Annotated in this window: 18 protein-coding genes; 13 read left to right on the top strand and 5 right to left on the bottom strand. The window is 47.6% G+C overall.

Annotated elements, in window-relative coordinates:
* Positions 1 to 63 precede the first annotated feature (63 nt).
* Entirely contained in the window at positions 64 to 762 is a 699-nt protein-coding gene (locus ASC40_RS09315; protein ID WP_245622255.1) for a response regulator, read from the top strand.
* On the opposite strand, the gene ASC40_RS09320 is transcribed toward ASC40_RS09315, so the two are convergent.
* Together ASC40_RS09320 and ASC40_RS09325 are read right to left on the bottom strand one after the other, a co-directional pair.
* Complete coding sequence (locus tag ASC40_RS09320; protein WP_055439538.1) at positions 731 to 4,117, bottom strand: hybrid sensor histidine kinase/response regulator; 3,387 nt, start codon at positions 4,115 to 4,117, stop codon at positions 731 to 733. The two genes, ASC40_RS09315 and ASC40_RS09320, sit on opposite strands and share 32 nt — an antisense overlap.
* Positions 4,118 to 4,120: 3 nt before the next feature.
* Positions 4,121 to 4,747: a trimeric intracellular cation channel family protein gene (locus ASC40_RS09325; protein WP_055439539.1), complete on the bottom strand. Its 627-nt coding sequence runs from the start codon at positions 4,745 to 4,747 to the stop codon at positions 4,121 to 4,123.
* Positions 4,748 to 4,945: 198 nt separating this feature from the next.
* Between ASC40_RS09325 and yajC the strand changes: the two genes are divergently transcribed.
* Genes yajC through ASC40_RS09375 form a run of 10 tightly spaced genes read left to right on the top strand, consistent with a single transcriptional unit; the run spans position 4,946 to position 12,829 of the window.
* Positions 4,946 to 5,281, top strand: coding sequence for a preprotein translocase subunit YajC (gene yajC / locus ASC40_RS09330; protein WP_055439540.1), 336 nt, complete (start codon positions 4,946 to 4,948; stop codon positions 5,279 to 5,281).
* A 20-nt stretch (positions 5,282 to 5,301) separates the two neighbouring features.
* Positions 5,302 to 7,149 (top strand): protein translocase subunit SecD, encoded by a 1,848-nt coding sequence (gene secD, locus ASC40_RS09335; RefSeq protein ID WP_055439541.1) that lies wholly within the window; start codon positions 5,302 to 5,304, stop codon positions 7,147 to 7,149.
* Positions 7,150 to 7,160: 11 nt separating this feature from the next.
* Entirely contained in the window at positions 7,161 to 8,108 is a 948-nt protein-coding gene (gene secF / locus ASC40_RS09340) for a protein translocase subunit SecF (RefSeq protein WP_055439542.1), read from the top strand.
* 38 nt (positions 8,109 to 8,146) lie between these two features.
* Positions 8,147 to 8,926 carry a peroxide stress protein YaaA gene (gene yaaA / locus ASC40_RS09345; protein WP_055439543.1) on the top strand — a complete coding sequence of 260 codons (780 nt, stop codon included), beginning with the start codon at positions 8,147 to 8,149 and terminating at the stop codon, positions 8,924 to 8,926.
* 20 nt (positions 8,927 to 8,946) lie between these two features.
* Positions 8,947 to 9,801, top strand: a complete 855-nt coding sequence (locus tag ASC40_RS09350; protein WP_055439544.1) for a DUF3014 domain-containing protein — start codon at positions 8,947 to 8,949, stop codon at positions 9,799 to 9,801.
* Complete coding sequence (locus ASC40_RS09355) at positions 9,801 to 10,406, top strand: lysophospholipid acyltransferase family protein (RefSeq protein ID WP_055439545.1); 606 nt, start codon at positions 9,801 to 9,803, stop codon at positions 10,404 to 10,406. The genes ASC40_RS09350 and ASC40_RS09355 overlap by 1 nt, the downstream gene beginning before the upstream one ends.
* A gap of 50 nt (positions 10,407 to 10,456) precedes the next feature.
* Positions 10,457 to 10,921: a 6,7-dimethyl-8-ribityllumazine synthase gene (ribH, locus tag ASC40_RS09360; protein WP_055439546.1), complete on the top strand. Its 465-nt coding sequence runs from the start codon at positions 10,457 to 10,459 to the stop codon at positions 10,919 to 10,921.
* A 12-nt stretch (positions 10,922 to 10,933) separates the two neighbouring features.
* Positions 10,934 to 11,353 (top strand): transcription antitermination factor NusB, encoded by a 420-nt coding sequence (nusB, locus tag ASC40_RS09365; protein ID WP_055439547.1) that lies wholly within the window; start codon positions 10,934 to 10,936, stop codon positions 11,351 to 11,353.
* A gap of 10 nt (positions 11,354 to 11,363) precedes the next feature.
* Positions 11,364 to 12,356 carry a thiamine-phosphate kinase gene (thiL, locus tag ASC40_RS09370; RefSeq protein ID WP_055439548.1) on the top strand — a complete coding sequence of 331 codons (993 nt, stop codon included), beginning with the start codon at positions 11,364 to 11,366 and terminating at the stop codon, positions 12,354 to 12,356.
* Entirely contained in the window at positions 12,353 to 12,829 is a 477-nt protein-coding gene (locus ASC40_RS09375) for a phosphatidylglycerophosphatase A family protein (protein WP_055439549.1), read from the top strand. The genes thiL and ASC40_RS09375 overlap by 4 nt, the downstream gene beginning before the upstream one ends.
* Here the strand turns inward: ASC40_RS09375 and dxs are convergent.
* The 3 genes from dxs to xseB are packed head-to-tail and all read right to left on the bottom strand — an operon-like array spanning position 12,791 to position 15,825.
* Positions 12,791 to 14,671, bottom strand: coding sequence for a 1-deoxy-D-xylulose-5-phosphate synthase (gene dxs / locus ASC40_RS09380; RefSeq protein ID WP_055439550.1), 1,881 nt, complete (start codon positions 14,669 to 14,671; stop codon positions 12,791 to 12,793). The two genes, ASC40_RS09375 and dxs, sit on opposite strands and share 39 nt — an antisense overlap.
* A 3-nt stretch (positions 14,672 to 14,674) precedes the next feature.
* Positions 14,675 to 15,586, bottom strand: coding sequence for a (2E,6E)-farnesyl diphosphate synthase (gene ispA, locus ASC40_RS09385; protein ID WP_141656138.1), 912 nt, complete (start codon positions 15,584 to 15,586; stop codon positions 14,675 to 14,677).
* A complete protein-coding gene (gene xseB / locus ASC40_RS09390; protein WP_055439551.1) occupies positions 15,583 to 15,825 on the bottom strand; it encodes an exodeoxyribonuclease VII small subunit in 243 nt (80 codons plus the stop codon). Before xseB ends, ispA begins: the two co-directional genes overlap by 4 nt.
* Positions 15,826 to 15,951: 126 nt before the next feature.
* Here xseB and thiI point away from each other — a divergent pair, with 126 nt between their 5' ends.
* Complete coding sequence (gene thiI, locus ASC40_RS09395; protein WP_055439604.1) at positions 15,952 to 17,475, top strand: tRNA uracil 4-sulfurtransferase ThiI; 1,524 nt, start codon at positions 15,952 to 15,954, stop codon at positions 17,473 to 17,475.
* A gap of 9 nt (positions 17,476 to 17,484) precedes the next feature.
* A complete protein-coding gene (locus tag ASC40_RS09400) occupies positions 17,485 to 17,850 on the top strand; it encodes a VanZ family protein (RefSeq protein WP_055439552.1) in 366 nt (121 codons plus the stop codon).
* The last annotated feature ends 2 nt before the right edge of the window (positions 17,851 to 17,852 follow it).

Genomic DNA, 17,852 nt, shown 5'->3' on the forward strand with positions numbered 1-17,852 from the left:
ACTCAGTGGTTACCTGATTTTCATCTCAGGTAACCACTGACTTTTATCTTTGGACGCGCTAGCATGAGTCAATTGAATTCCACTGAATCAGGTTTAGTTATGGCGCGTGCAGTTATTGCCGATGATCACCCGTTATTTCGAGCAGCGTTAAAACAGGCGCTCGGTGAAACCCTAGATGCTCCTATTCTTGAAGTAGCGTCGTTTGAGCAGTTACTTGAGTTGATACGGCGTGAACCGCAAATTGAATTGGTTCTGCTTGATTTAACCATGCCAGGCAATCGCGGATTAACTGGCTTAACGTCCTTACGCAGTCGCTACCCAGATATTCTAGTAGTCATTGTTTCGGCCAATGAACAAGTGCCGACAATTCGACAAGCAATGGCCTTCGGCGCTAGTGCTTATATACCAAAGTCCATGCCTTTAGCAGAGTTGCAACAAGCCGTGCATACGGTGTTAGCGGGCGATACCTGGTTGCCTGAGCACTTGCGGGATGATGTCGAAGCAAGTGACGCGGGGGCTCATGCAGAGTTTGCGAGTCGTTTAGAGCAGTTAACACCTCAGCAGTTTCGTGTTCTCGAATGTTTAGCCGATGGGTTACTCAATAAACAAATTGCCTATGAGCTTAATGTGCAAGAAACCACAATTAAACAGCATGTGTCAGCGATATTACGCAAATTAAATGTGATTAATCGCACTCAAGCCGGTATTGTTTTCAAACAAATGCTCAATGCTAATGAGCTGAGTCATGAAGCAGGCGCTTAATTAGGCGCTTAAGGGCGGCAACCTTAATTGGCTTGGGAATAAACAAAGCCTGCTCACTAATAACTTGTTCCCGTACGGTTTCGTCGGGGTCTGCTGAATTAATAATTGCTGGAACCTGCTCATTTGCAAATGCGTTTCGAACCACACGCAGCACATCTATTCCTGTGTCATATTGTTCTAAATGGTAGTCAAACACTACTAAATCCGGACGGTTTAGCTGCCAAGGCAACTGCTCACGGTTGGCAGCACTATGCACCGTAGCTCCCCAGCTTTCGAGTAACTGCGTCATTGCCTGTAATACGGCAGCATCATTGTCAAGCAACCATATTGTACGATGCTTGAGAAAGCTATCGTTTGCGCCAACTGCTGAGCGCCGCGGTTTAGCCAATTGCCGTTGCCATGTAACTTCAGTAAAGGTCAGGCTAAATGTTGTACCGCGCCCCACTTCGGAGTTAAGAGAAATGGGTATGTTAAGTAATCGACACATACGTTCAACAATAGCAAGACCGAGCCCGAGCCCTGGATTTTCGCCAGCTTGTTCTACCTGATGAAACTCCTTGAATATTTTATCCCGTTGATCGCTCGGAATGCCGCAACCGGTATCAATAATGTGTAGTTGCGCACCTTGTTTGGTTCGGCGCACACCAATAAGTACTTTACCGTGCTCGGTGTAACGTACGGCGTTGGAAATTAAGTTCTGTATGATGCGGCTGATCATTTTACGGTCAGTTTGAAGGGTTAACCGTGTGGCAACATAGTCAATGGTCACACCTTTCTCGGCAGCGATTATCCGCTGACTTTCTACTAACGGCTGAATGACTTCATGCAAATGTACCTGTTGATAATTTACCGGGAGATTTCCGGCCTCTAAACGAGTCATTTCTAATAGCATGGTTAACAACTCTTCTGCGTTCGCTAATGACTGTTGAATTTGGCGTGCTAATTTTGCCGGCTCATCATGTAAGCGCTGGGTGAGCATGTCACAGAATAACGTTGCCGCATTAAACGGTTGCATCAAGTCGTGACTTACCGCTGCAAAAAAACGGCTTTTACTTTGGTGAGCTTGTTCCTCGGCTTGCTTTGCCACGACTAATTCTGATGTGCGTTCTGCCACGCGTTGCTCGAGCTCAGCGTTGGCTTGTTCAAGAGCTCGCTGCGCTTGCACTAAATCGGTAATGTCTGTGTACGTTGTAACAAAGCCACCGCCGGGCATAGGAGCGCCTTGCAGTTCAATAACATGCTCTCCTTGCTGGCGCTGATACCGGTAGGCGCTGCCTTGGCGTAAGTAATCTAAGCGTTTGCTTACTTCATCTTCTATGTCGGCAGCAACATCTGTTCGAATGAGGCCGCGTTGTGCGTTGTAGCGCAACAAGTCAGCCACTGGCATGCCGGCTTGTAAAAAGCCAGCGGGGTATTGAAACACCTCAACATAGCGATGATTCCAAGCGACTAAGCGTAGGTCTTGGTCAATAACACTAATACCCTGTGGAATATTCTCGACGGAGGCTTGCAGTAGCTCGCGGTTAAACTTATACAGTTGCGAGGCTTCGGTGGCCCAGGTCACCACTTGGGCGATGGGAACACTAGGTTGCTGGGTAACGGTATCAAGTAAAATACGGCTTGCAGCCGTTCCAATAACGGCTGACAGCTCTCGCTCAATGCGGGCTAACAAAGCGCTTGGAACGAGTTCATCGGCAGGTGCGGTAGATAAGTCTTGATGTAAGCGCTCACTTAACCGCTCAAGCTCGAGAGAGTCGAAAAAGCGTGCTAACAATTGCCTTAAACGGCCCCAACTAATAGGTTGATGCTGATAAAGTTCTGGATGTCCACCCGTGGGGTCAGTAAATAAGCGACGTTGTTGTTGGTCAATGGTACGAGTTGGGCTTAGCCATGAAACCAACATGTAAAGTACGAGGTTGGCGCCAAGACTAAGGAGTACGCCATAACTTAATTGTAAATCGGACAGCCCGCGATTTAGTTGAATAGAGGGTAAAAACAACAACCATGCCCACAAGCTGGTGCCGGCTAAAATACCTAAACTTGCGCCCAGCTTGCTACCCCGCAGCCAAACAAGGCCGCCCAACAACGCGGGAGCAAGTTGGGCCAATAATGCTAACGATAGCAAGCCCGCGTTTACTAACGGTAGCGAGCTCTCGGTTAACTTGTGAAAGCCAAAAGCCAAAATAATAATTATTGAAATGGTTGTGCGGCGAATACGTAGAATACGCTTTGGAGTAAAAGTAACGTTTCTTAGTTTGCGTCGGGTATTGCGCAACCAAATTGGCATGACGACGTCATTCGACATCATAATGCTCAATGCCAGCGTTGCAATAATGACCATGCTGGTGGCTGAAGCCAAGCCGCCGATAAAGGCGATAACGGTCATCACTACCGAGTCAGACTGTTGCAGAATAACCAGCATAAAAGCGTCTGAACTGGCTGCTTCTGGTACCAAAAGTAGGCCAGCAAGAGCTATCGGTAAGATAAATAAGTTAATGGCGAACAGGTATAACGGGAACGCCCAACGAGCGGTTCGCAACTCTTCGGGGTCAGTGTTTTCAATATAGCTAACATGAAACTGTCGGGGTAAACAGAACATGGAAACGGCCCCGAGAAAAATATGAGTCAAGTAAACAAAGCCGCCGCTTGTTTGGCCTTGCAATACAGCATTGACCGCTTGGGTTTGCGCGGCTTGTAAAAATATATCAGCCACGCCATCAAACATGCTGTAGCTAATAAAAATTCCCACCGCCATAAAAGCGAGTAATTTGACAACCGACTCAAAAGCAACAGCATCCATGAGACCAGAATGCTGCTCTGCGAGGCTCATGCGCCGCGTACCAAATAGAATGGCAAACATCATCATGGCAAGAGCCACTAATGCCGCGACGTCACCGAACCAAGGAACCGGCTTATCCGCAAGCCCAGTCACCGTAGCAAAACTGCCACTAATGGCACGTAGCTGCAGAGCGATATATGGCACGATGCCAATTAATGCAATTAGGGCTACTGCAACGGCTAAAGTAGGTGATTTACCATAGCGGTGACTAATAACGTCGGCAATCGAGGTGAGGTTTTGTTGTTTGCAAACGTGCAGCAATCGCATTTGAATACGGTGAGCAAACAAGAATACGGCCATGGCACCAACATATGTAGGCGCCACGGACCAGCCGTAAAATGCTGACTGAGTAATGGTTCCGTAAAAGGCCCATGTGGTGCAGTGAATACCTTGCGCAAAGGCGTAGCGATAGGGTTTTACCTGATTAGGTGGTTTGCGTTCGCCGCGGTAGGCAATACTGTACAACACGGCAATGTATGCAATTGCCAGTAATATTGCCGCGCCGGTGCTTAACATGCGCTACCGGTGCCCATCGTGATGTTCATGAAAGACAATGAGAGACCATTGCCAACGCAGCGCACCTAAACGCAGTAGCACCGTGGTAATGCCACCGACTAAAATAGCTAGTAGTTGTGAATAGGGGGCAAGAAACACAAAAACAGTGCCCCCGATTAAGCACGCTGTAGCGTAAAGCTCACCCTTTAATACCATCGGAATATCACGAGCCAACACGTCTCGTAACATACCCCCAAAGCAGGCTGTCATGGTTCCCATGATAATACAAATAAGCGGAGAAAAGCCTGCTTCAAGAGCTTTCAGAGCGCCCATTACGGTAAAAAAACCAATACCGACAGCATCGGCAAGTAATAACGTTTTTTGGTGAATGTACGCTTTGTAGCGCAGCCATAAAATTGTGATCAGCGCGGCCAAGGCAACGGTATACAAATAATTGGGGTCGTAAACCCAAAACACTGGCATATCAAGAATTAAGTCACGCGTAGTGCCGCCGCCAATGGCTGTGACTGTGGCTAAAACAATAACACCGAAGCCATCCATGTTTTTGCGAAACGCCAACAAGGTGCCCGATATCGCAAATACCGCGACACCTAAGTGGTCAATCCAATAAAATAAAGTGGTGAGTTCCATATTATCGTTGCGCTTCTTTAGCCGTTCCAATCGGTTACGTTTTGTACTTACTCAGTGTACGTCAATTTTCTCCCTATTTAAGCAGAAATTCGTTAGAATGCCCGCCATTCATTAAAAATTGGAGAAAAGGGCTTGTTTGCTATAAATTGAGCCCCATCTTTAACCTCAATAAATCAAAAATACAGTAAGGGGATATTCATGGATTTCTTAATTCCAACAGCATACGCACAAGAAGCAGGGGCACCACAAGGTGGCGGCATGGAACTTATTTTTATGTTGGTGATGTTCGGCTTGATCTTTTATTTCATGATCTACCGTCCACAAGCGAAGCGTGTTAAAGCGCACAAAGAATTGGTTTCGAGTATCAGCAAAGGCGACGAAGTATTAATGAACGGTGGTTTTGTTGGTCGTATTACTAAAATCTCAGAAGATAAAGATTTTATGGTAATCGCGGTTGCTGAAGGTATGGAAGTTACTGTGCAAAAATCAGCAGTTACTGCAGTTCTACCTAAGGGTACGATGAAATCTCTGTAATAAAGAGATAAGGATTTAACGTGTTAAATAAGTTTCCGCTGTGGAAAAATCTGATGGTCATCGTCATTTTGGCGGTGGCCGCGCTGTATGCGTTGCCAAATATTTATGGTGAAGATTATGCAGTGCAGATTTCAGCCAGTCGTAATGCAACCGTCGACATGCAAACTCTAGAGACGGTTGAAAAAACGCTTGAAGACATCGCGATTCAACCTAAGGGTGTGGTGTTAGAAGAAGGCCAAATTTTAGTCCGGGTTAATTCTGACGTAGAGCAATTGCAGGCGCGTGACGCGTTGTTGCGTGCTTTAGGCACCAACTATATTGTCGCGCTAAACCTAGCCCCGGCGACGCCTGAGTGGCTGGCAGATATTGGCGGTACGCCAATGAAGCTTGGCCTTGATTTGCGCGGTGGTGTGCACTTCTTAATGGAAGTGGACATGGCCGAAGCAACCCGCAAAATTCAAGATCAAATGCGCGATACCGTGCGTGGCGAACTGCGTGAAGAGCGTATTCGTTCAACCAGTATTCGCCGAGATGATACTGATGTAGTTATCCAGTTGCGTACTGACGAAGACTACGCCGCAGCTGAGAGTTACTTAAATAACCGTTATCCGGGCTATACCCTTCTTGAAGATGAAGCCAATCGAACTCTGCGTTTACGCATGACCGAGGCCAAGTTAAAAGAAACACAAGACTATGCAATTTCACAAAACGTCACGATATTGCGTAACCGTGTTAATGAGCTAGGGGTTGCCGAGCCAGTGGTTCAACGTCAAGGCGCCGAACGCATTGTTGTGCAGTTACCTGGTGTGCAAGACACGGCCCGTGCCAAAGAAATTTTAGGGGCTACTGCAACTCTTGAATTTCGTATGGTTGACGACGAAAACAGCGTTTATGAAGCCGAACAAGGTCGCGTACCGTTCGGCTCTGAGCTGTTTGTGAACCGTAACGGTGGCAACACGCTACTTAAAGAAGACGTTATTTTAACCGGTGACCACATTGTTAACGCCACTTCTGGTTTTGATGAAAACCAGCGCCCGCAGGTCAGTATTTCACTTGATGGTGCAGGCGGCGACAAAATGTCATTGGCTACCCGTGATAACGTTGGTAAACCAATGGCCACGTTGTTTATCGAATTTAAAGCAACGGGCGAGCGTGACGAAAATGATCGCATTATTTTTGAGCGCAACGCTGAAGTTATTAACGTGGCGACCATTCAGTCACGATTAGGGAATAACTTCCGTATTACCGGCATTAACTCGCAGCAAGAAGCGCAAAATCTAGCGCTGTTATTGCGTGCAGGTGCACTTATAGCGCCAATTCAGATTGTCGAAGAACGCACCCTTGGCCCAAGCCTAGGTAAAGAAAATATTGAGCTAGGTACGCAAGCTATTATTTGGGGCTTTTTGTTGGTCGTTATCTTTATGGTGATTTACTACAAGAAGTTTGGTTTAGTGGCTAACTTGGCACTGACATCCAACCTAGTCCTGATTATCGGTATCATGTCGATGATTCCAGGCGCCACGCTAACATTACCGGGAATGGCTGGTATTGTATTAACGGTGGGTATGGCGGTAGACGCCAACGTACTTATTTTCGAGCGCATACGCGAAGAAATAAAAGCTAAACGTAGCCCACAGCAGGCTATTCATCATGGTTACGACAGTGCGTTTTCAACCATTATGGACGCTAACGTCACCACGTTAATTGTTGCCATTATTTTGTTTGCTATTGGTACCGGGCCAGTGAAAGGTTTTGCGGTTACTTTAGCAATTGGCATTATCACCTCGATGTTTACCGCAATTGTCGGTACCCGTGCAGTTATAAACGCTGTATGGGGTGGCAAGCGCATCGATAAATTGTCGGTATAAGGGGGAGAGTTATGCACGAGATTATAAAAACCGATAAAATCATTCCATTCATGCGCTTTCGTTTTGGCGCATGGATTTTCAGTGGCTTGTTGCTTATTGCTTCAATTGTAAGCTTAAGCGTAAACCAGTTGAACTGGGGCCTTGATTTTACGGGTGGTACGGTCATTGAAGTGGGTTATGAAACTTCAGCAGACTTGCCAGCTATTCGCCAAACCTTAGAGGCCAATGGTTTTGGTGGGGCCGTGGTGCAGAACTTCGGTACGCAGCAAGATGTTTTGATTCGTATTGAGCCGCGTGAAGGCGTGAAAGCGCAAGAACTAGGTAATGAAATACTGACGTTGTTGCAACAAAACAGTAGCGATGCAGTTGAAATGCGCCGTATTGAGTTTGTTGGCCCACAGGTAGGTGATCAGTTAACTGAGCAGGGCGGTTTAGCCATGCTCACGGCATTGTTATGTATTTTGGTATATATCGCCCTGCGGTTTGAATGGCGTTTAGCTCTGGGTGCTGTCGGTGCTTTGGCGCACGACGTGATTTTAACGCTTGGTTTATTCTCGTTTTTGGGGCTGGAGTTTGACCTAACGGTATTGGCAGCGCTGTTGGCCGTTATTGGTTACTCGATCAACGATACCGTGGTTGTATGTGACCGAATTCGGGAAAACTTCCGTAAGTACCATAAGTACACAGCGCAAGAAACAATTGATGGTGCGTTAACGGATACCATGAGTCGCACGGTGGTTACCTCATTAACGACAATTTTGGTATTGCTTGCGTTATTCTTTTTAGGTGGTCAGCTTATTCACGGCTTTGCAACTGCATTATTGTTTGGTGTCATTATTGGTACTTACTCATCAATTTATATTGCAAGTTCATTGGCATTTGCCTTGGGCGTAAGTCGTGAAGACTTAATGCCGCCGGAAATCGAGAAAGAAGGCGAAGACCTTGAGCCGTTGCCATAAGTTGGCATAAAGCAAACAAACGTTAATGGAGATAACCGATGCTAGTTGTCATTTCACCAGCGAAAAACTTGGACTACGATAGCCCTTTGCCGACTGAGCAATATAGCCAGCCACGCATGTTAGAGCGCGCCCAAGAGTTGGTGGATAGATGTCAAGCGTTGTCGCCTCAGGAGCTTAGCCAGCTCATGAAAATTAGCGATAAACTAGCTGGTTTGAATGCCGCTCGGTTCGCCGAGTGGCATACGCCGTTCTCCCCTGATAATGCTCGCCCGGCGATTTATGCGTTTGACGGTGATGTGTATTCGGGGCTAGCCGCTGAAAAGCTTTCTGATGAAGCAATTGCATATGCTCAGGAACATTTACGTATATTGTCTGGTCTATATGGCGTATTACGACCATTAGATTTAATGCAGCCCTACCGTTTGGAAATGGGCACGAAGCTAGATACCGCCCGCGGCCATAACTTGTATGAATTTTGGCGCGACGAAATAACCGATATGCTTAACGAAGATTTAGCCGCTATCGATTCTGACGTGGTGGTAAACTTAGCGTCGCAGGAGTATTTTTCAAGTGTGCAGCAAAAGCGCCTGAAAGCGCGAATAATTACTCCAGTTTTCAAGGATGAAAAGAATGGTCAGTTTAAAGTAATCAGTTTTTGGGCAAAAAAAGCACGTGGCATGATGGCAAGATTTATCATGAACGAGCAGCCAAAAACGGTTAGTGATTTGCGCCGATTTAATGCCGCAGGGTATCGTTTCAATGCCGATGCTTCGAGCGAAAATGAATTGGTGTTTTATCGCGCAGAACGTGATCAGTAGTTAGGCGAAAGGAGAATCGAATGAGAGACTTTGGGCAAGACCAAGCACCTGCAGCAAACAGCACTAATAAGTTAAAGCTTATTGTTAGCGTCATTGTGGTGCTCGCAATCGCGATAGTGGTTGTGTTCTGGTTAGCGCAGCAGCAGTCACCTCAACCGCTACCGCAACCGGTGGTGCAACCTGAAGTAACTCAGCCTATCGCAGAAGAGCCCGAACTTATTGAGCCTGAAGTTAGCGAAACTGTGGAAATTGAAGCTCAGCCCGTAGCTGAACCTGTAGCCGAACCTGAACCGGTTAAACCATTACCGACTCTGAGCAATAGCTCCACTGCTGTATTAGACGAACTCGCTGAATTCGAGCAAGATACCGCTCCATTAAAAGGGGAGCAACTAATTCGCGATACCGTTGTGTTCGTCGACAATTTACGCCAAGGCATAGTGGTTCGTGATAAAGCGGTCATTGAGCCGCCTAAAGGGAAATTTCGAGTTCTTGAACAAAATGGCAAAGTGTATATCGATCCGCGCAGCTACGATCGCTACAACACAGTTGTCGATTGGTTTGTAAGTTTAAATACCCAAGTATTGGTTGATTTGTTCACCCGCTATCAGCCGTTAAGCCAAGCTGCACTTGCTGAAGTTGGCTATCCAGATGAAAACCCCAAGTATGTGTTGCTCGAGGCTATCGACGTGTTGTTGTCCACTCCTTCAGTAGGCACGGTCATTGAGCTAAATGACGACTCGGTGATGTATCGTTATGCGGACCCTACGCTGGAAGCCTTGCCGGCGGCACAAAAACAAATGTTGCGAATGGGGCCAGATAACATTCGCCGCGTAAAATTGAAGCTTGAAGAATTACAACAAGCCCTGCAGCAATAATGACAAAGCATGAGAACATAATTCCGCCGCAGTTAGTCGGCGATTTTCCGCTTCGTGGTAATGCCTTCAGCCGTTGGGTTGGTCGCGTTGGCATGCGGTTGCTCGGTGGTTGGCGTATTGAAGGGCAGCTCCCTAATGTGCGTAAAGCCATTATTCCCGTGGCACCACACACGTCAAACTGGGACTTCTTCATTGGGGTGTTCGTTATGCTCGCACTAGGGCTTAACCTAAGCTACCTTGGTAAGCACACCATATTTCGGTTTCCCGTGAATGGCCTATTACGTTGGCTAGGTGGTATACCCGTTGACCGCCGAGCTGCAGCTGGTGTTGTTGAACAAATGGTTCAACAATTTGAGCAGCGCGAACAGCTTATTTTAGCGCTCTCACCAGAGGGAACCCGCAAAAAAGTCACCGAATGGAAGAAAGGTTTTCTTCACATAGCCAAAGCCGCTCAAGTACCGGTGGTGCCGGTTGCGCTCGATTTTTCGCGTAAAGTAGTCGACATTACCACGCCGCTAATGATTACTGGCGATATTGATGCTGAGCTCGCTCGAGTTAAAACAGCACTCTCTCATGCGGTCGGAAAACATCCAGAACATGCCTGATTGGCAAAATTGTGCTATTATCGCGCCGATTTTTACAAAAGGACTCAACCATGAACGTAATTGAAGGCGGAATTGCCGCTCCAAGTAAGAAATTTGCGATTGTCGTCTCGCGGTTTAACCACTTTGTGGTTGATAGCTTATTGGACGGCGCGTTAACTACGTTAAAGCATTATGGCCAAGTGAGCAGTGACGATATCACCGTGGTACGTGTGCCTGGTGCGTATGAAATTCCGTTAACGGCTAAGCTACTGGCAAAGTCAGGCAAGTATGACGCAATTATCGCCATTGGTGCGGTTATTCGTGGTGGTACGCCACACTTTGACTTTGTTGCTGGCGAAAGCAACAGTGGCCTGGGTCGTGTTGCCTTAGAACATGAAGTACCAGTTGCCTTTGGTATTATTACCACCGACAGCATTGAGCAAGCCATTGAACGCAGTGGCACCAAGGCCGGTAATAAAGGTTCAGAAGCGGCGCTAAGTGCGCTTGAAATGGTTAATGTACTGAGCCAAATTTAAGAGAGTTTATCAATGAAACCAGCTGCACGCCGCAAGGCACGTAAGCTCGCCGTACAGGCGATTTACTCATGGCAATTGTCACAAAATAGCATGAGTGATATTGAAGCCCAGTTTTTGACCGACAACGATACCAGTAAAGTCGACGTCGACTACTTTTTAGCGTTAGTACGCGGTGTTGCTGGCCAGTCGTCAATGCTTGACGAAGCTTTAGAGCCGTTTCTTGATCGTCCACTCAAAGATCTTGATCAAGTTGAACTTTCGGTTCTGCGCTTAGCGGCATATGAGCTACGTGAACGTTTAGACGTACCTTACAAAGTAGCCATTAACGAAGCCATTGAACTAGCGAAGTCATTTGGTGCTGACGACAGCCACCGCTTTGTTAACGGTGTACTTGATAAAGCCATCGACTCGCTGCGCCCTGCGCGTAAATAAGTATCTCGACATGGCCTTTGGCGAATTCGATCTTATCGAAACCTACTTTACACATCGTCTGCCGCAACGCGACGACGTAACCGTTGGTATTGGTGATGACGGCGCAGTAGCAAGTGTGCCTGAAAAGTCTGACCTAGTGGTTGTAACCGACACCATGGTGCAAGGTGTACACTTCGATCAAGACACACCCGCGCGCGCCATTGGCCATAAAATAGTTGCTGTTAATTTAAGTGACTTAGCGGCAATGGGGGCGGAGCCGGCTTGGATTAGTCTTGCCCTTACCCTGCCAGAAATTAATGACGAATGGCTTACTGGTTTTGCGCATGGTTTGCGTGAAATTTGCGACTATTACAATTGCCAGCTTATTGGTGGTGACACAACCCAAGGGCCGTTATCGATTACCGTAACTGCGCATGGGTTTGTTCCTAAAGGTAAAGCGATTCGTCGCAGTGGTGCGAAGCCAGGAGACTGGCTTTATGTCAGCGGCACCCTAGGTGACGCAGGGTTAGCCTTAGCTGCTCGTCAGCACCGGCAGAAGCTTAACCCAGATTACGAACGTCGTTTAACAGAGCGTCTTTATTTTCCATCAGCACGAGTTGCTCTAGGGCAGTCATTACGCGGCATAGCCAGCAGTGCCATAGATGTATCAGATGGCTTATTGGCCGATGTCGGGCATATTTTAAAAGCTTCGCATGTTGGTGTTCGTATTAGTGTTGACGAACTGCCGTTGTCGCTTGCGGTAACCGAAAGCTTAAGTGCTGAGCAAGCTATTACTTATGCATTAACCAGCGGTGATGATTACGAACTGCTGTTTACCGTGCCTGAGGCACAACGTGGGTTGTTTGACACCGTGACTGCCCACAGCCCGAGTAAACCTGTTTGTATTGGCCGAATTACCAATGAGCCAGAACTTGTGCAATTACGCTTTGGTGACGAACCGTGGGAGCTACCCGAAGGTATCGCTGGTTTTGAGCATTTTCGTAAAACCGAGCTAAGCCAATGAAAAAAATGCTGCTTAACCCCCTGCACTTGTTTGCATTTGGATTTGGCAGCGGGCTTATGCCAAAGGCGCCGGGCACATTTGGTACTTTAGCCGCTATTCCTATTGTTTTTTTGCTACAACACTACTTCTCGCTCACCACCTACATTGCTGTTACCGCCATTGCCAGTATCGGTGGATTATGGCTTTGCGGCTATACCGCAAAAGCTCTTGGTGTGCATGACCACCCAGCCATTGTATGGGATGAAATTGCGGGTTTTATGATTGCCATGATCGCGCTACCTTTCACCTGGTACAACGTAGTTGGGGCGTTTGTCTTGTTCCGCTTTTTCGATATTTATAAACCGGGCCCAATTGGCTGGTGTGATAAAAATTTAAAAGGCGGCGCAGGTATCATGGTTGATGACTTGCTGGCCGGAGCGGCCAGCGCCATCGTATTACATTTGCTGCATGCGGGTTTTAATTTGTTGCTCTAACCCAGCCGCATCAAGCTTCAATTCAGCACGAATTTCTTCTTGGCTACCGTGTTTAATAAACACATCAGGCAAACCAATGTGTAATACCGGTGTGCAAAGTGCTTGTGCTGCCAAATATTCACTCACAGCGCTGCCTGCGCCGCCTGCTATGGCATTTTCTTCAACGGTGACTAATAGGTCATGGCTAGCCGCTAATTCTCTCACCAGTGCCTCATCCAGCGGTTTGACAAAGCGCATATCGGCAACCGACGCATTGAGTTGTTCGGCACATGCTTCAACGTCTTGTAATAAGGTACCGAAGTTCAAAATCGCCACTTTTTTGCCGTGGCGCGTCATACGGCCTTTGCCTATCGGTAATGCTTGCATGGTGTCGTCTAGCGCTACCCCGGTACCATTGCCACGTGGGTAACGAACTGCAGCGGGGCCTTGATGCATATGGCCGGTATAAAGCATATTGCGACATTCGTTTTCATCGCTTGGTACCATAATGACCATGTTTGGTATGCAGCGCATGAAGCTTATATCGAAAGCACCTTGGTGCGTTGGGCCGTCGGCACCGACAATGCCAGCACGGTCTATCGCAAACAATACGGGAAGTTCTTGCAGGGCGACGTCGTGAATAAGTTGATCATAGCCACGCTGTAAAAACGTCGAGTAAATTGCCACCACTGGGTGGTAACCACCAATGGCCAAGCCGGCACCAAAGGTAACCGCATGTTGCTCGGCAATGGCAACGTCAAAATATTGACCTGGGTATTTTTGCGAAAACTCAACCATGCCTGAACCTTCACGCATGGCAGGGGTAACCGCCATTAGTTTGTCATCTTGAGCAGCCATGTCGCATAGCCAGTCGCCAAACACCTGAGAGTAAGACGGTGTGGTTGGTTTTTTACTTGGCAGTGAGGTTTGGCTTGGGTCAAATTTTGGCACGCCATGGTAGCCAATCGGGTCTTTTTCAGCCGGCGCGTAGCCTTTACCTTTGCGTGTAACAACATGCAAAAACTGCGGGCCCTTCAGGCTACGCATGTTGCGCAGCGTATCAACCAGCAAGTTCACGTCATGGCCATCAATTGGGCCAATGTAGTTAAAACCAAGCTCTTCAAAAATCGTGCCGGGGGCCACCATACCTTTAACGTGCTCTTCGGCACGGCTAGCAATATGTGAAATGCCCGGCATGCCCTGCAAAAGCTTTTTGCCGCTTTCACGAATGGAAGTATATACCTTGCCCGAAAGCACGCGTGCTAAATGATTGTTGAGCGCGCCAACGTTTTCGGAAATGGACATGTCGTTGTCATTCAGAATAACTAACATGTCAGGCTTTATGTCACCGGCATGATTAAGCGCTTCAAAGGCCATGCCCGCCGTAATGGCGCCGTCGCCAATAATTGAGACTACTTTTTGTTGAGTGTTATTGCGTTCGGCCGCAATTGCCATACCAAGAGCGGCACTAATCGAGGTGCTTGAATGACCAACACTAAGGGTGTCGTACTCGCTTTCTGGACGCCACGGAAACGGATGCAAGCCATCTTTTTGGCGAATGGTATGCAACTGTTCTTTACGACCGGTCAAAATTTTATGTGGGTAAGCCTGATGGCCAACATCCCAAACCAATTGATCATATGGCGTTGCATAAACATAGTGCAAGGCCACAGTTAGCTCTACAGTGCCAAGCCCTGAGGCCAAGTGCCCACTACTTTGGCTAACCGAATTAAGCAGGAACTCACGTACTTCGGCACAAACCTGCGGTAGCTGCCGCTCGTTTAACAAGCGCAAGTCTGCAGGTGTATGAATGGCCTTTAGCAATGCAGGCGAAGACGTTGAGTGACTACGGTTTGACGACATGTATTAATGATCCCGATTCAGCAGATGATCTGCGAAAGCTTCCAGTATTTCCGTATTGTAAGGAATTTTGGCTAAGGCATGAAGCGCTTTATGATGTAAATCGTGTAAGCGTTGCTGCGCACCATCAAGCCCAAGCAAACTCACATAAGTAGCTTTGTTGGCGTTGATATCGCTGCCTTGGGTTTTGCCAAGGGCTGCAGTTTCGCCAATTACATCAAGAATATCGTCGCGTACTTGGAAAGCGAGCCCTAAATAATGAGCAAAAGCGTCGAAATTGGCGCGATGCGCTTGCGCGCTATCATGGCCGGCTAGCACACCTAGCTGAACCGCAGCACGAATAAGTGCACCCGTTTTATGAATGTGCACTTGCGCCAATTCAGACTCAGGTAGTTGCAGACCGGTTGCGGCTAAGTCGAGTGCTTGACCGCCACACATGCCGCGATCACCGCTGGCTTCTGCGAGCACATGAATCATTTCTAATTGGCGTTTTGCATCAAGTGTCGCATCAGGGCGACTTATTAACTCAAATGCAAGTGTTTGCAGCGAGTCGCCGGCAAGAATAGCAATAGCTTCATCAAATGCGATGTGACAGGTGGGTTGGCCACGACGTAAAGTGTCGTTATCCATTGCCGGTAAGTCGTCGTGAATAAGCGAATAGGCATGCACACATTCAATAGCAGCAGCGGCATGATTCAAACTGGTCTCGCTAGCGCCACAAAGCTGGCCAACTTGCAGCGTCAAGAAAGGGCGAACGCGTTTTCCACCAAGCACCAACGCGTAGCGCATGGCCTCATTCAAACGCGGCGCTACGGCTTTGCGTTGTTCTAATATGCGCTCAAGCAACGCATTGATATGTTCTTTGGAGCCATTTAACAATGCGTTTATTGAGGTGGTTACCGGCGCAGTGGAGCTCACGCTTCGTCCTCACCCGTATTGTTGCCATGGAAGGCGCCTAGCTGTTCACCATTTTGTTGCTGAAGCAATTGACTAACCTTTTGTTCAGCTTGTTGCAGCTTCTGCTGGCTAAGTCGCGATAACTTAACCGCTTCTTCAAATTGTTCAAGCGCCTTTTCTAGCGGTAATTCACCTTGCTCCAACTGCACCACAATGCGTTCGAGTTGTTGCATAGCTTGTTCAAAAGATAAATCGCTCATAGGGGTAGTGTATCCAGTACGGTGCCGAGATATGGCGGACAAGTTACCTTGATTCCGCAGCGCGGTCAAATCAGGTATAATGCCGCGTTTTCACACGATGTAACACTAACGGCCGCAAAAAATCTCATGAAATTTATTGTTCGACTCCACGCAGAAATCACCATTAAAAGTAAAGGCGTTCGTAAACGCTACGGTAAGGTACTGGTAAATAATCTGAAAAGTATCTTGCGCCGCAATGAAGTAAACGCCAAGGTCATTTGGTGTTGGGATCGAATTGAAGTGATTGTCCCAGAACAAAGTAGCGAAGCTCACAGTGAATTTGCACCTAAAAGCGCTGAATTTGTCAGTGAGTTGCTACAGCGGGTTCCGGGTATTTCATGGTTTAGTCGCTCGTATGAGTTGCCGTTGCCTGAGGGCGAGCCAACTGACTTTGAGCCAATTATGGCGCAGGTTTTGAATCTTTGGCAACCAACTATTAGCAGGCGAAAATTTGCCGTCCGCGTCAAGCGTAAGGGAACACATCCGTTTCGGTCGCTTGATCTTGAGCGCTACTTAGGCGGCGGCATTTTAAAACATTGCGAAGGTACTCGCGTTGACTTACGCCGCCCAGATGTTGAAGTGCGGGTTGAAATAGACCATGACACGGTGCGTGTATTTGGAGATAAGCAACAAGGCTTAGGCGGATTTCCGTTACCAACCCAAGAAACCGTGCTGAGTTTGCTGTCAGGGGGGTTTGACTCTAGCGTGGCCAGTTTCCAAATGCTTCGACGCGGTGCGCGGGTGCATTTTTGCTTTTTTAATTTGGGCGGAGCACAGCATGAAACAGGAGTACGGCAAACTGCGTATTACTTGTGGCAGCAATATGCAAGCTCGCATCCATTGAAGTTTATTAGTGTTGATTTCGCGCCAGTGGTGGAAGAAATCTTAACCAAAATTGATAACGGTTTAATGGGCGTGGTGCTGAAACGCCAAATGCTACGCGCCGCAGAAATGGTCGCCGACAAGTTACACACAGCAGCTGTTGTTACCGGTGAGGCGCTTGGGCAAGTGTCAAGCCAAACGCTAAGTAACCTCAGTGTTATTGACGAAGCAACCAATAAGTTGGTTTTACGCCCGCTAATTACTATGGACAAGCAGGAAATCATTAACATTGCGCAACAAATTGGTACTGCAGATTTTGCCCGAAGCATGCCAGAATACTGCGGTGTCATTTCTAATAAGCCAACGGTCAAAGCGCAGCGCGACGTGTTGGCAGAAGCAGAGCAACTGCTAGACATAACTCTGTTGGAACAAGTGGTGCGTCAATCGCGCGTGGAAGATGTGAGCCAAATTGGCGAGACCACCGAGGCGCGGGTCACCAAATTGGATACTGTTGCTGCAGTGCAGCCCCAGTTGCATGAAATTATTGATATTCGCAGTAGCGACGAAGTAGAACGCAAGGCATTTAATGCGCCGAATGCAGCTATCACGGTGCGCCATATACCATTTTTTAAATTAGCGACAGCGTTTGCCGAACTTGATCCAAACAAGACCTATTTGCTGTATTGCGAAAAAGGCGTGATGAGCAAGTTACAAGCTTTATATTTACAAGAACAAGGTTATAACAACGTGGCGGTTTATCAGCCATCCGCAGTAGCCGCCGCAGAATAAGGATTATTCATGACGTCAAGAAATGTCGCGCGATTAGTGTTTTTAGTGGTTCTTGTCGGTTCGACAATTGCGTTTTTAATGCAAATTTCTACCGGTGCAGTGCCACGTTTTCAGCATTTAGACAAAGTGGTGCATTTTGCCGCGTTTTTTATCTTGGCGTTGACCTTTCATCGGGCCTTCCCCATACCTATTTGGGCCGCATTACTGTTGTTGATAGGTTATGGGTTAGTGATTGAATGGGTGCAAGACATGCTGCCATATCGGTCATCAAGTATTGGTGACTTGATTGCTGATGCCGCGGGCGCGGCAAGTTATTACGGCTACGTTTTTGTGCGCTTTCAATGGCGTAAGCAACAACAAAAAAAATCGAAGTAGCG

It is taken from the genome of Pseudidiomarina woesei (assembly GCF_001418345.1).
Lineage (GTDB): Bacteria > Pseudomonadota > Gammaproteobacteria > Enterobacterales > Alteromonadaceae > Pseudidiomarina > Pseudidiomarina woesei.